We start from the raw sequence: 13844 nt of genomic DNA, 5'->3' as shown, positions 1-13844 counted from the left end.
GCGGACCGGCATCGCGGTGCCGAGGGCCGCTACAGCGGCGCCTCCCACACGACCGTCGTCCCGCCGCCGTCCTCGCCGAGGCCCGGCCCGCACCAGCTGGCGCCGCCCAGGGCCTCGGCCCGCCGGGCCAGGTTGCGCAGGCCGCTGCGGCGGCCGCCGGCGGGGATGCCGATGCCGTCGTCGGCGACGGAGAGCCGGACGCCCGCGGCGCCGTCGGGGAGCGTGGCGGTGGCGTCGACGACGACCTCGATCCGCTCCGCCTCCGCGTGCCGGAAGGCGTTGGAGAGCGCCTCGCGCAGGGCGGCGATGAGGTTCTTGCCGGTGAGCTCGCCGACCGTCGCGTCGATCGCGCCGAGGAAGCGGTGGGCGGGCTTGAAGCCGAGCGGCACGGCCGCCATGTTGATCTCCCGCAGCACGCGGGTGCGCAGCCCCGACGGGGCCTCGGCAGGTCCCTGCTGCAGGGCGAAGATCGCCGTACGGATCTCCTGGATGGTCACGTCCAGTTCGTCCACGGCCTTGCCGACGCCCTCGCGCACGGCCGGCACGATCGACCTGCGCTGGGCGCTCTCCAGCATCATGCCGGTGGCGAAGAGCCGCTGGATGACCAGATCGTGCAGGTCGCGGGCGATCCTGTCGCGGTCCTCGTAGACGGCGAGGCGCTCACGGTCCCGCTGCGCCTCGGCCATCATCAGGGCGAGGGCGGCCTGCGAGGCGAACTGGGTGGCGAGGGTCCGCTCCGCCTCCGTGAACGGGCGGGCGCCACGGGTCCGGGGCATGGCGAGCGCACCGAGCACCCGCCCCCCGCTCTGCAGCGGCAGCATCATGCTCGGCCCGTACGCGGCGGTCAGCCGGCTGATCATGCGCGGGTCGGTGGAGGCGTCGGCGACGAACACGGCCTCGCCGTCCAGGAGCTCCTTGACCACGGCGCTCTCCTGCGGGATCACCATGCCGAGGGACCGGGTCGGCCGGGGCGACGACACGGCGACGATCTCCAGGCCGCCCTCCTCGGCGGGCAGGAGCACGATCCCGGCGTCCGCGTCGGCGAGACGGCGGGCCTGCTCGGCGACGACGGACAGGGCGTCGTCCGCGTCGCCGCCGGAGAGCAGCGCGGTGGTGACGGCGACCGAGCCGTCGATCCACCGCTCGCGCTGGCGTGCCGCCTCGTACAGGCGGGCGTTGCCGATGGCGATGCCCGCCTCGGTCGCGAGCACCCGGACCATGTGCACGTCGTAGTCGTTGAAGTCGCCGCCCCCGTGCTTCTCGGCGAGGTAGAGGTTGCCGAAGATCTCGCCCTGGACCCGGATGGGGACGCCGAGGAAGCTCCGCATCGGCGGGTGCCCCGGCGGGAAGCCGGCCGCGCGCGGATCGGTGGAGAGATCGGCGAGGTGGATGGTCTGCGGATCGCGGATCAGCGCGCCGAGGAGACCCGCATGACCGTCGGGACGGCGGCCGATCCGGCGCGCGGTGGCCTCGTCGACGCCGAAGGTGACGAAGTCCGACAGGCCCTCGCCCTCGTCGTCGACCACGCCGATCGCGGCGTACCGGGCGTCGGCCAGCTCGGCGGCCGTCTCGCAGATGCGGTCCAGGGTGGAGTGGAGTTCCAGCCCGGTGCCGACCGAGCGCATGGCCTCGAGGAGCTGCGGCACGCGGGCGGTGAGCTCCGTGGACAGCCCCTGGAGACTGCGGGTGGCCCGGGTGGCTGCTTCCAGGGGGTCCGGGACGTCGGACTCGGCGGCGGTCATGGGCTTGAGCCTAGTTAGTCCGATTTGGCGAGAAAAGTCGGCCGGTCATCGAGATCGACACGGCCCGGGCGGCCCTCGCCCCTTCGACCGCCCGGCGGACACGGCCCGGGGCCGGTGCCGGGCTCCCGCCTCCTGGCCCCGGCCGCCTACGCCTCGCTTCCCGCCCCCCGCGCCCCCACGGCCAGCAGGTCGGTCGCGCGCTCCTGCTCCAGCATCCGGCGCAGGGGGCCGTCCGTGGCGGCGAGTTCCCCGTACGGGCCCCGCTGCACGGTCCGGCCCCCGTCGAGGACGACGACCTCGTCGACGGCGTCCAGGCCGTGCAGCCGGTGGGTGATGAGGACGGTCGTCCGTCCTTCGGTGGCGCGCAGCAGGTCGTCGGTCAGGGCGTCGGAGGTGGCCAGGTCGAGGTGCTCGGCCGGCTCGTCGAGCACGAGGACGGGGAAGTCGGCCAGCAGGGCCCGGGCGAGCGCGAGGCGCTGGCGCTGGCCGCCGGAGAGCCGGGAGCCGTGCTCGCCCACGAGGGTGTCGAGCCCGTCGGGCAGTCCGTCGACCCAGTCGAGGAGCCGCGCGCGGCGGAGCGCCTCCCGCAGCTCCTCGTCGCCCGCGCCGGTGCGGGCGAGCCGCAGGTTCTCCCGCACGGAGCTGTCGAAGAGATGGGCGTCCTGGGCGCAGAGGCCGACGAGACGGCGGACCGCGTCGCCGTCGAGCTCCCAGGCGGGCACTCCGCCGAGCCGGTACATGCCGTGCTCGACGTCGAGGAAGCGCAGCAGCACCTGGGCGAGCGTGGTCTTGCCGGAGCCGGAGGCACCGACGACGGCGACCCGGCGCCCGGCCTCCAGGGTGAGCCGGAAGTCGGCGAGCGCCGGCCGGTCCTGCCCGGCGTACCGGGCCGAGAGCCCGTCCAGCTCCAGCGGGAACGGCGTGGCCGGGGGAGCGTCGGGCCGGGCCGGCTCATGGACGGGCACGGGGGCGTCCAGGACCTCGAAGACGCGCTCGGCGCTGTGCCTGACGCGCTGGCGGTACTGCACGGCGAGCGGCAGCCCGGTGACGGCCTCGAAGGCGGCGAGCGGGGTCAGGACGACCACGGCGAGGGCCACCCCGTCGAGCCGTCCGTCCCGCACGCCCTGGACCCCGACGAGCGCGGCGGCCACCACCGTCAGCCCGCAGACCACGGCGGAGAGCCCGGCGCCGAGCGCGGTGGCCGCGGCCTGCCGGGAGGCGATGCCGGTGAGGACGCGATCGGCCTCGCGGGTCCGCTCGATCCGGCCCCGCAGCGCGCCGGCCACCGTCAGCTCGGCGCAGCCGCGCAGCAGGTCGCCCACGGCGGTCGCCAGGGTGCCGCGGGCGGGGGAGAGCCGACGCTCGGCCCGGCGGGCCAGGGCCCCGCCGGCCGCGGGCACGGCGACGCCCGCGACGAGCAGGCCGACGGCGAGGACGGCACCGGCCTCGGGCAGCAGCCAGGCGGTGAACCCGGCGGAGGCGACGCCCACGACGAGCGCCGCGCCCACCGGGAGCAGCCAGCGCAGCCAGTAGTCCTGGAGGGCGTCGACATCGTGGACGAGCCGGGCGAGCAGGTCTCCGCGCCGGGTGCGGCGCAGCCCTGCCGGGGCGATCCGCTCCAGCCGGGCGTAGACGGAGACCCGCAGCTCGGCGAGCATCCGCAGCACGGCGTCGTGCGAGACGAGCCGCTCGGCGTACCGGAAGACGGCCCGGCCGATGCCGAAGGCGCGCGTGGCGGTGACGGCGACCATCAGATGGAGCACGGGGGGCTGTTCCGAGGCGCGGGAGATGAGCCAGCCGGAGACGGCCATGAGGCCGACGGCGGAGCCGAGGGCGAGGCTGCCGAGCAGCAGGGCGAGCGCCATGCGTCCCTTCAGCTCCCCCGCCATGTCCCGGACGCGCGCGAGCACCCGGCGGCGGGCGGACGGCGTCTCCTCCGCCGCCCCGGCCGCGGGCGTCGCGTGCGCCACGCCGTCTTCGGGGCGCGTGTCCGCCACCGCCGGAAGCGCGGGGCGGGGTCCGACGTCGGTCCCGCCGCCGTTCGCCGCGGCCCCGGCCTCGGTCGCCCCGGCGTCCTCGGCACCGGCGCCGACCGCCACCACCCGGTCCGCGACCGCGAGCAGCGCGGGCCGGTGCACGACGAGCAGTACGGTCCGTCCCGCCGCGAGCCGGCGGACCGCGTCCACCACTGCGGCCTCCGTCTCGCCGTCCAGTGCGGCCGTCGGCTCGTCGAGCAGCAGCAGGGGACGGTCCGCTAGGAACGCACGGGCGAGCGCGAGGCGTTGCCGCTGGCCGGCCGAGAGGCCCGTGCCGTCCTCGCCGAGGACGGTGTCGAGGCCCTGCGGAAGCCCCGCGACGAACCCGTCCGCGCCGGCGTCCCGCAGGGCCTCGCGCACCGCCGCGTCGGAGGCGTCCGGGCGTGCCAGCCGCACGTTCTCGGCCACCGTTCCCGCGAACAGACAGGGACGCTGGGGGACCCAGGCGATCCGCGACCGCCAGGCCTCCAGGTCGAGCGAGGCGAGGTCCTCGCCGCCGACGCGTACGGAACCGCCCTCTTCGGGCGCCGCGAACCCCAGCACCACGTCGAGCAGCGTGGACTTCCCCACGCCGCTCGGACCGACCAGGGCCACCGTCTCGCCCGGCTCGACCGTCAGCGTCGTCGCGTCCAGCGAGGGGTCGGCGCGGCCCTCGTGGCGTACCGTCACGCGGTCGAGCTCCAGCCGCAGGGACGCCGGCACCGGCGCCGTGCCGCCGCCGCGCACCGGCTGCTCCAGGACGTCGAAGATCTCCGCGGCCGCCGCGAGCCCCTCCGCCGCCGCGTGGAACTGCGCACCCACCTGCCGGAGCGGGAGGTACGCCTCGGGAGCCAGGATCAGGATGACGAGCCCGGTGAAGAGGTCGAGGTCGCCGTGGACCAGCCGCATGCCGATGCTCACGGCGACGAGCGCGACCGACAGCGTCGCGAGGAGCTCCAGGGCGAAGGAGGAGAGGAAGGCGATCCGCAGGGTCCGCATCGTCGCCTGGCGATACTCCGAGGTGATCGTGCGGATCGACTCGGCCTGGGCCTTCGCCCGGCCGAAGATCTTCAGGGTGGGAAGGCCGGCCACCACGTCCAGGAAGTGCCCGGAGAGCCGGGAGAGCAGCTTCCACTGCCGGTCCATCCGGGCCTGGGTGTACCAGCCGATGAGGATCATGAAGAGCGGGATCAGCGGCAGGGTGACGACGATGATCGCCGCCGAAACCCAGTCCTCCGTGACGATCCGGGCCAGCACCGCCACCGGCACCACCACCGCGAGTCCCAGCTGCGGCAGATAGCGGGCGAAGTAGTCGTCGAGCGCGTCCACGCCCCGCGTCGCGAGCGCGATCAGCGAGCCCGTCCGCTGGCCGCTCAGCCACCCGGGGCCGAGCGCGGCGGCCCGTTCGAGGAGCCGTCCGCGGAGTTCGGACTTGACCGCCGCGCTCGCCCGGTGGGCCGCGAGTTCGGTCAGCCAGGAGACGAGCCCCCGCGCCACCGCGACGCCCGCGAGCAGCAGCAGCGGGGTGGTCAGACCGGAAACCGACTGGGCCTTCTGGAAGGCCCCCACCACGATCTCGGCGATGAGCATCGCCTGGGCGACGACCAGCGCCGCCCCGACGAGGCCGAGGACGACCACCGCGATCAGGAAGAAGCGGGTGGCCCGGGCGTACCGGAGCAGGCGCGGATCGATCGGTTTCACGTGAAACATGCCCCTCTAGTGAGCGTCGGCGATGTGCTGCGTACCGATGCGCTTACGGAACACCCAGTAGGTCCAGCTCTGGTAGAGCAGCACCAGCGGGGTCGCGATCGCCGCGCACCAGGTCATGATCTTGAGCGTGTACGGGCTCGACGACGCGTTGGTCACCGTAAGGCTCCAGGCCGGGTCGAGCGAAGACGGCATGACGTTCGGGAAGAGCGCGAGGAAGAGCATCGCCACGGCGGCGGCGATCGTCACGCCCGAGAGCGCGAAGGACCAGCCCTCGCGTCCCGCCTTGATCGCTCCGATCGCGCCCACCAGCGAGACCACCGCGAGCAGCATCGCCGCGAGGCTCCACCCGTCGCCGGTGTCGACCTGGGTCCAGATCAGGAACCCCAGCGCGGCCACCGCCGTCACCAGTCCCAGCTTGAGGGCGAGCGCCCTCGCCCGGCCCCGGATGTCCCCCACCGTCTTCAGCGCGACGAAGACCGCGCCGTGGAAGGTGAAGAGGGTGAGCGTGACCAGACCGCCCAGCAGCGCGTACGGGTTGAGCAGGTCCCAGAAGCTGCCGACGTACTCCATCTCCGCGTCGATCTTCACGCCCCGGACGATGTTCCCGAAGGCCACGCCCCAGAGGATCGCGGGGATCAGCGAGGTCCAGAAGATGGCCTGCTCCCAGTTGCGCTGCCAGCTCTCCTCGGGCCGCTTCACCCGGTACTCGAAGGCGACGCCCCGGATGATCAGGCAGACCAGGATGATCAGCAGCGGCAGGTAGAAGCCGGAGAACAGCGTCGCGTACCACTCGGGGAACGCGGCGAAGGTGGCACCGCCGGCGGTGAGCAGCCACACTTCGTTGCCGTCCCAGACGGGTCCGATGGTGTTGATGAGGACCCGCTTCTCGGGCCGGTCCCGAGCGAGCAGCTTGGTCAGGATGCCGACCCCGAAGTCGAAGCCTTCGAGGAAGAAGTAGCCGGTCCAGAGGACCGCGATGAGTACGAACCAGACGTCGTGGAGTTCCATGCCTCGATCTCCTGAGCCTCAGTACGAGAAGGCCATGGGGCGGTCGGGGTCACGAGAGTCCCCGCCGATCCTGGTGGGCGGGTTGAGGTCGTCCTCGGTGAGCTCAGGCGGGCCCGCCTTGACGTACTTCACGAGGAGCTTGACCTCGATCACGGCGAGAACGGCGTAGAGCGTGGTGAAGACGATCATCGAGGTGAGCACCTCGCCCTGGGAGACACCGGGGGAGACCGCGTCCCGGGTGCGCAGCACGCCGTAGACGACCCAGGGCTGACGGCCCATCTCGGTGAAGATCCAGCCCCAGGAGTTGGCGATGAGCGGGAACGCCATGGTCCAGAGGGCCAGGACCCAGTACCACTTCCCCAGCCGGGGGCTGAGGGCCTTGCGCTTGAACAGGACCAGGTTCGGCACCTCGTCCTCACCGGTCCTCAGTCCCGGCGCCAGCATGAACTTCTTCCGGGTCAGCCAGAGACCGAGCATGCCGAGGGTCAGCGAGGCCATGCCGAAACCGATCATCCAGCGGAAGCCCCAGTAGGCGACCGGGATGTTGGGCCGGTAGTCGCCGGGTCCGTACTTCTCCTGCTCGGCCTTGTTGACGTCGTTGATGCCGGGGACGTACGAGCTGAAGTCGTCGTTCGCGAGGAAGGACAGCAGGCCGGGGATCTCTATGGCCACCGTGTTGTGGCCCTTCTCGACGTCGCCGTAGGCGAAGACCGAGAAGGGGGCGGGCGCCTCGCCGTCCCAGAGCGCCTCGGCGGCGGCCATCTTCATGGGCTGCTGCTTGAACATGACCTTGCCGAGCAGGTCACCGCTGATGGCGGTGCCGAGGCCGGCGATGATCAGGGTGATCAGGCCGAGCCGCAGCGAGGTGCGCATCACCGGGATGTGCTTCTTCCGCGCCAGGTGGAAGGCGGAGATGCCCACCATGAACGCGCCGCCGACGAGGAAGGCCGCCGTGATGGTGTGGAAGAACTGGGTGACGGCGGTGTTCTGGGTGAGCACCAGCCAGAAGTCGGTGAGCTCCGCCCGGCCGCGCTCGGCGTTGATGCGGTAGCCCACGGGGTGCTGCATCCAGGAGTTGGCCGCCAGGATGAAGTACGCCGAGAGGATCGTGCCGATCGACACCATCCAGATGCAGGCGAGGTGGATCTTCTTCGGCAGCTTGTCCCAGCCGAAGATCCACAGGCCGATGAAGGTCGATTCGAAGAAGAAGGCGATGAGCGCCTCGAAGGCGAGCGGGGCACCGAAGATGTCGCCGACGAAGCGCGAGTAGTCGGACCAGTTCATGCCGAACTGGAACTCCTGCACGATGCCGGTGACGACTCCCATGGCGATGTTGATCAGGAAGAGCTTGCCCCAGAACTTCGTCGCCCGGAGGTACTTCTCGTTCTCGGTCCGCACCCACGCGGTCTGGAGACCGGCGGTGAGGGCGGCGAGCGAGATCGTCAGGGGGACGAAGAGGAAGTGGTAGACGGTGGTGATGCCGAACTGCCAGCGCGCCAGTGTCTCTGGCGCAAGAGCGAGGTCCACGTCGTTTTCTCCTTACATCGCCGTGGTCACATCGGCAGTCTGCCCGGGTAATCCCACCCATGACGGGATGAACCAGGACACGCTTGTGAACGCGTTCACATTCACAAGCATTATTGCTCATACGACATCCGTACCTTCAGTCGGGGGTCCCTCCATCGAAGGCCACCTCTTCCCAGGGCCTTCAACATATTGTTGAATCCCTGGCATGACCCTTCGGATACGCATCGTCTGGCCGGCCGGACACACCACGGCCACCCTGGAGGAGACCCCCACGAGCAGCGCGCTCGCGGAAGCCCTCCCGATCTCCTCCACCGCCCGCACCTGGGGCGAGGAGGTCTACTTCGACACACCGGTCTCCGCCACCGTCGACGGCGGGGCACGCCAGGTCGTCGACCCCGGCACCGTGGCCTTCTGGACCGAGGGCGACGCCCTCGCCCTCCCCTACGGCCCCACCCCGGTCTCCCGGGGTGACGAGTGCCGGCTCGCGAGCCCCTGCAACCTGCTGGGCTCGCTCGACGGCGATCCGCGGATCCTGGCCACCGTCAGGGACGGTGACCCGATCCGCGTGGAGCGCGTCGCGGACTGATCCGCTCCGGCCCGCTCAGCCCTCCTTGCGGAAGCCCTCCGCCACCTTCAGGAACAGGTCGTTCGCCTCGGTCTCACCGATCGTGACGCGCACGCCCTCGCCCGCGAACGGCCGCACCACCACACCGTGCCGCTCGCACTCCGCCGCGAAGTCCACCGTGCGCTCGCCGAGCCGCAGCCAGACGAAGTTCGCCTGGGTGTCCGGCACGGTCCAGCCCTGGGCCACGAGCCCCGCGTGGACCCGCTCGCGCTCGGCCACCAGCGAGCCGACCCGCCCGAGCAGCTCGTCCTCGGCCCGCAGCGAGGCCACCGCCGCGTCCTGCGCCAGCTGGCTCACGCCGAACGGCACCGCCGTCTTGCGCAGCGCGGCCGCCACCGGCTCGTGCGCGACCGCGAAGCCCACCCGCAGCCCCGCCAAGCCGTACGCCTTCGAGAAGGTGCGCAGCACGGCGACGTTGGGACGGTCGCGGTAGAGCTCGATGCCGTCGGGGATGTCGGCGTCGCGGACGAACTCCCGGTACGCCTCGTCGATCACCACGAGGATGTCGGAGGGCACCCGGTCGAGGAAGCGCTCCAGCTCCTCCCGGCGGACCGCGGTGCCCGTGGGGTTGTTCGGGTTGCAGACGAAGATCAGCCGGGTGCGCTCGGTGATCGCCTCCGCCATCGCGTCGAGGTCGTGCACCTCGCCGTCGGTCAACGGCACCTGCACCGAGGTGGCCCCGCTGATCTGCGTGATGATCGGGTACGCCTCGAAGGAGCGCCAGGCGTAGATGACCTCGTCGCCGGGGCCGGAGGTGGCCTGAAGGAGCGACTGCGCGACGCCGACCGAGCCGGTGCCGGTGGCCAGGTGCGAGAGGGGCACGCCGAAGCGGTCGGCCAGCTCCTGCATCAGGCCCGTGCAGGCCATGTCCGGGTAGCGGTTGAAGTTCGCGGCGGCCGCCAGCGTGCTCTCCATGACCCCCGGCAGCGGCGGGTAGGGGTTCTCGTTGGAGGACAGCTTGAAGGCCACCGGACCGCCCGCGGCGGCCGGCTTGCCCGGCTTGTAGGTGGGGACGCCGTCCAGCTCGGCGCGCAGCCTCGGGCTGCCCGTACTCGTCCCGCTGGTCTCGCTCACTGTGTGGCCTCCTCGACCGTCCGTACCGCCAATACTCCTCACCTTAAGAGGATTCGCGCCCGCTGCGAATGGGCTGTGGACAACAGGAGGGACACGCTGTGGAAACGCCCCGGCGAGGGGGGAGCGCGCAGCAGGGTGGCGCGCGCCGGTGGCGGGCGCCGTGGCGCGCATCCCCCGTAGAGGTGAGTTGAGACCTCTTCGAGACCTCGCCCCCTCACCAGGCGTACGCCGTTCAACAACCACAGGTCTCATGGTGATCACCACAACTACCTTTGATTTCACGACTCTTGGCCATTGTTGATCATGCAGAAACGTGCCTGTCAATGCCTGCATATGCGACCGGCCCCACCGACCCTCATCGCCCTACTATCGGCTCGCCATGACAGCAGCAGGGAAGCACCAGGTGAGCCGGGCACAGACCCGAGGAAGCCGGCAGGGCCGGGCGGGCATCCGGGACGTGGCCGCCGCCGCCGGGGTCTCCATCACGACTGTCTCCGACGCGCTCAACGGCAAGGGCCGGCTCCCGGACGCCACCCGCCGGCACGTGCGCGAGGTCGCCGACCGCCTGGGCTACCGCCCGTCCGCGGCGGCCCGCACGCTCCGTACGGGCAAGTCGGGACTCATCGGCCTGACCGTGACGACGTACGGGGATGAACCTTTCACCTTCACCGAATTCGCGTACTTCGCGGAGATGGCCAGGGCCGCCACGTCGGCGGCGCTCGCCCGGGGCTACGCCCTGGTCATCCTCCCCGCCACCTCCCGCCATGACGTCTGGTCGAACGTCGCCCTCGACGGCACCGTCGTCATCGACCCCTCCGACCACGACCCGGTCGTCACCGAACTGGTCCGCCAGGGCCTGCCCGTCGTCTCCGACGGACGCCCCGCCGGCACCCTTCCGGTCACCGCCTGGGTCGACAACGACCACGAAGCCGCCGTCCTCGACCTGCTCGACCACCTCGCCGACGCCGGCGCCCGCCGCATCGGGCTCCTGACCGGCACCACCACCGACACGTACACCCGCCTGTCCACCACCGCGTACCTGAACTGGTGCGAGCGGGTCGGCCAGGACCCCGTCTACGAGGCCTACCCGGCGCACGACCCGTGCGCGGGCGCCGTCGCGGCCGACCGGCTGCTCGCCCGCCCGGACCGGCCCGACGCCGTGTACGGCCTGTTCGACCCCAACGGAACCGACCTCCTCGCGGCCGCGCGCCGCTACGGACTGCGCGTACCCGACGACCTGCTGCTGGTGTGCTGCAGCGAGTCGACCGTCTACGCCACCACCGAGCCGCCCATCACCACGCTCTCGCTCAAGCCGCGCCGCATCGGCACGGCCGTCGTCCAGCTCCTCATCGACGCCATCGAGGGGACCGACACCGACGGCCCGGTCGAACAGGTGATACCGACCGAACTCATCATCCGCACGTCCTCGCAGCGCCGTTCGCCGCGCACGACCGTCAGCCCGCCGCGCTCACCCGCGAAGGACTGACACCCGTCCGGCACCTTCCGAAGCCGTCGCTCCTCGCCCCTGCCCGTGGGCGAGGACGACGAAACCGGACCGCCCACCGGCCTCGACCCTGGACTGGACCTTCTCAATTCGGGCGAAACAACCGGTGAACCCGGAGTGGACCCGGATTCACCACCCCTGGTGCGTCACACAGGCGGACCCTCATTCCTATGATGGGCGCACGACATCGCGGACCACCACGACCAGGCCGGCTCGCGATGTGCAGGGCATCGCGACGGTGGTGGAGGGGTCGATGACTCAGGGGGCCGGGCAGGAGCCCGTGTCGCGCACGGCGACATTGCGTGACTTCCGCGTACCGCCGTACGCCCGGGTGCCCGTACAGGGCCATGCCGCCGAGCCGCCGGCCGCGGACCCCCAGCAGGTGCCCGCGCCGCCCGAGGCGCCGCCCGCCGAGCCCGCCGCGGACCACCGGGCCCCCGCCGCGCACACCGATCCGGCCGAGCGCATCGCGGTCGCCGAGCACCCGGCGCAGACCCTGCGGGTCCCGCACGCCGCGCACCCGGTCTCCGTGACGCCCGCCCCGCCCGTACCGGTCGTGGTGCCGATCGAAGCCGTCCCGATCGCCCCCGCCACCCCGGCCGCCGCACCCGCGCCCACCGCGCCGATGCCCGCCGCGCCGACGCTCCAGCTGGGCCGCCGCCTCGCCCCCGCGTACCCCGAGCCGACCGGCTCCTCCATCGTCTCCGTCGCCACCGGACACCCCGGCAACGCCTTCCCCGAGGGCGAGGCGCCGGAGGGCTACACCCCGACCGAGCGCGACCTGCCCGTCATCAACCGCGGCGACACCCTCCAGGTCCCCGTCGCCCCCGAGGCCGCCCCGGCCGCCGAACCCGCGTCCGGCGACGGCCCCGGCCCGCTCTTCGTCGTGGGCGACGTCCACGGCTACCTCGACGAACTCGTCGCCGCCCTGCGGGAGCAGCGCCTCATCGACGAGAACGGCAGCTGGGCCGCGGGCAACGCCCGCCTCTGGTTCCTCGGCGACTTCACCGACCGCGGACCCGACGGCATCGGCGTGATCGACCTCGTCATGCGGCTCTCCGCGGAGGCCGCCGCCGCCGGCGGATACTGCAAGGCCCTCATGGGCAACCACGAACTGCTCCTCATCGGCGCCAAGCGCTTCGGCGACACGCCGGTCAACTCCGGTGCCGGCACCGCCACCTTCCAGGCCGCCTGGCTGCTCAACGGCGGCCAGAAGCACGACATGGACCGGCTCCAGGACGTCCACCTCCAGTGGATGTCCCGCCTCGACGCCGTGGTGCGGGAGGACGACCACCTCCTCCTGCACTCCGACACCACCGCGTACCTCGAGTACGGCACGACGATCGAGGACGTCAACGACACCGTCCACGAGATCCTCACCCGCAACGACGCCGACGAAGTCTGGGACGTCTTCCGGAAGTTCACCAAGCGCTTCGCCTTCCGCGACGAGGGCGGCCCCCAGGCCGTCCAGGAGCTGCTCGCCACCTACGGCGGCCGCCGGATCGTCCACGGCCACAGCCCCATCCCCTACCTCCTCGGCCAGGTCGGCACGGAGGAGGGCGAGGGAAGCGGAGGCCCCGTCGTCGACGGACCGCACGTCTACGCGGACGGACTCGCGATCGCCATGGACGGTGGCGTGACCATGGCCGGAAAGCTACTGGTCGTCCAACTCCCGCTGAACGGCTGACGCATCACCCTGCGCATCCGGGGACGGCGAATTCCGGAAACACCCTGTCAGGGCGCGGCGTCGCCGCAATACCATCGGGGCATCCGAAGCAGGCTCTCCTCCGTTTCCCCCCAGCCGACCGCTTCACCCGGCTGAGGCGGGCGACGGGGCATCGGGGGATGCACATGAACGTGGCTCCGCACCTGCTGACCGAGGACCGCGCCGAGTACGAGCGGGTCCTCGACGACGCACTGAGCACCGCCCACGCACGTCCGGATCTCGTCGGCGTCGGCACCCGGCTCACGGTCACGCAACTGCGCGCCATGACGCTGAACGCGACGACCCTGGTGACCAGCGCGGCGGCCGAGGAGTACGACCACTTCGTCAAGGTGCGCGAACAGAACCGCACCGCACTCGGGAGCCGGCCCCCGGCACCGACCGCCGACCGGCCCGGCCCCGGCGCGGGCGTCGTCGCCATCTTCACCGTCATGGTGCCGGTCCTCGCCGGCGCGGCCTCCGTCATCTTCCTGCTGGTCGGCGCCGTCCTCCACGCCCTCGCGCCCGGCGTGGTGTTCGGCGCGACCCTGCTCACCGCCGGACTGGTCTTCGGCGTGCTCGCCGCGGCCGGCCTGCTCTGCGCCGCCGCCGGACTCCTCATGACCGCCCTGCGCAACAGCCCGGTCGAGGTCAGCGCCGCGGGCCCGCCCGACGACGAGCTCTCCCGCGCCCGCGACGCCTGGCGCCGCGCCCTGCTGGAACGCGGCATCCTTCCGTTCCTCCGCGACGCCCTCGCCGCCACCCCGCCCACCGGCTCCCCGGCCCCGCCCCACCCCTGACACACCACCGGCCCGGGGGGGGGCCCCGGGGGGGGGGGGGGGGGGGGGGGGGGGGGGGGGGGGGGGGGCGGCCGGGGGGGGGGGGGGGGGGGGGAGAGGGGAAGCAAGTGGGCCGCTGTTAGCTGGCGTGGCTGCCC

Annotated in this window: 9 protein-coding genes; 4 read left to right on the top strand and 5 right to left on the bottom strand. The window is 72.4% G+C overall.

Going from position 1 to position 13844, the window contains the following annotated elements:
* Positions 1-29: 29 nt before the first annotated feature.
* The 4 genes from ACZ60W_RS16005 to ACZ60W_RS15990 form a co-directional block, all read right to left on the bottom strand.
* Positions 30-1742 carry a sensor histidine kinase gene (locus tag ACZ60W_RS16005; protein WP_469755921.1) on the bottom strand — a complete coding sequence of 571 codons (1713 nt, stop codon included), beginning with the start codon at positions 1740-1742 and terminating at the stop codon, positions 30-32.
* Positions 1743-1888: 146 nt separating this feature from the next.
* On the bottom strand, positions 1889-5458 hold the full coding sequence (gene cydD, locus ACZ60W_RS16000) for a thiol reductant ABC exporter subunit CydD (RefSeq protein WP_469755920.1): 3570 nt from the start codon (positions 5456-5458) through the stop codon (positions 1889-1891).
* A gap of 15 nt (positions 5459-5473) precedes the next feature.
* Positions 5474-6475 (bottom strand): cytochrome d ubiquinol oxidase subunit II, encoded by a 1002-nt coding sequence (gene cydB, locus ACZ60W_RS15995; RefSeq protein WP_469755919.1) that lies wholly within the window; start codon positions 6473-6475, stop codon positions 5474-5476.
* Between the two features lie 18 nt (positions 6476-6493).
* Positions 6494-8002, bottom strand: coding sequence for a cytochrome ubiquinol oxidase subunit I (locus ACZ60W_RS15990; protein WP_469755918.1), 1509 nt, complete (start codon positions 8000-8002; stop codon positions 6494-6496).
* 205 nt (positions 8003-8207) lie between these two features.
* On the opposite strand from ACZ60W_RS15990, the gene ACZ60W_RS15985 reads away from it, so the two are divergent.
* Positions 8208-8588, top strand: coding sequence for a cyclophilin-like fold protein (locus ACZ60W_RS15985; RefSeq protein WP_469755917.1), 381 nt, complete (start codon positions 8208-8210; stop codon positions 8586-8588).
* A gap of 15 nt (positions 8589-8603) precedes the next feature.
* Here ACZ60W_RS15985 and hisC read toward each other — a convergent pair whose 3' ends face one another.
* The gene (hisC, locus tag ACZ60W_RS15980; RefSeq protein WP_469755916.1) at positions 8604-9701 is read right to left on the bottom strand and encodes a histidinol-phosphate transaminase; all 1098 of its coding nucleotides are present in this window, start codon (positions 9699-9701) and stop codon (positions 8604-8606) included.
* Positions 9702-10080: 379 nt separating this feature from the next.
* On the opposite strand from hisC, the gene ACZ60W_RS15975 reads away from it, so the two are divergent.
* The 3 genes from ACZ60W_RS15975 (at position 10081) to ACZ60W_RS15965 (ending at position 13707) form a co-directional block, all read left to right on the top strand.
* Positions 10081-11187 (top strand): LacI family DNA-binding transcriptional regulator, encoded by a 1107-nt coding sequence (locus tag ACZ60W_RS15975; RefSeq protein ID WP_469755915.1) that lies wholly within the window; start codon positions 10081-10083, stop codon positions 11185-11187.
* A 271-nt stretch (positions 11188-11458) separates the two neighbouring features.
* Positions 11459-12892: a metallophosphoesterase gene (locus tag ACZ60W_RS15970; RefSeq protein WP_469755914.1), complete on the top strand. Its 1434-nt coding sequence runs from the start codon at positions 11459-11461 to the stop codon at positions 12890-12892.
* 164 nt (positions 12893-13056) lie between these two features.
* On the top strand, positions 13057-13707 hold the full coding sequence (locus ACZ60W_RS15965; protein ID WP_469755913.1) for a hypothetical protein: 651 nt from the start codon (positions 13057-13059) through the stop codon (positions 13705-13707).
* Positions 13708-13844 lie beyond the last annotated feature (137 nt).

The sequence above is a fragment of the Streptomyces sp. NPDC104202 genome (assembly GCF_055584185.1).
Note: the sequence above shows the minus strand (reverse complement) of the source record. Positions and strands in the feature narration are given on the sequence as shown.

Coding starts and splice junctions, on each gene's coding strand:
- ACZ60W_RS16005 (WP_469755921.1), bottom strand. CDS start 1,742: ATGACCGCCGCCGAGTCCGACGTCCCGGACCCCCTGGAAGCAGCCACC.
- cydB (WP_469755919.1), bottom strand. CDS start 6,475: ATGGAACTCCACGACGTCTGGTTCGTACTCATCGCGGTCCTCTGGACC.
- ACZ60W_RS15985 (WP_469755917.1), top strand. CDS start 8,208: ATGACCCTTCGGATACGCATCGTCTGGCCGGCCGGACACACCACGGCC.
- ACZ60W_RS15975 (WP_469755915.1), top strand. CDS start 10,081: ATGACAGCAGCAGGGAAGCACCAGGTGAGCCGGGCACAGACCCGAGGA.
- ACZ60W_RS15970 (WP_469755914.1), top strand. CDS start 11,459: ATGACTCAGGGGGCCGGGCAGGAGCCCGTGTCGCGCACGGCGACATTG.
- ACZ60W_RS15965 (WP_469755913.1), top strand. CDS start 13,057: ATGAACGTGGCTCCGCACCTGCTGACCGAGGACCGCGCCGAGTACGAG.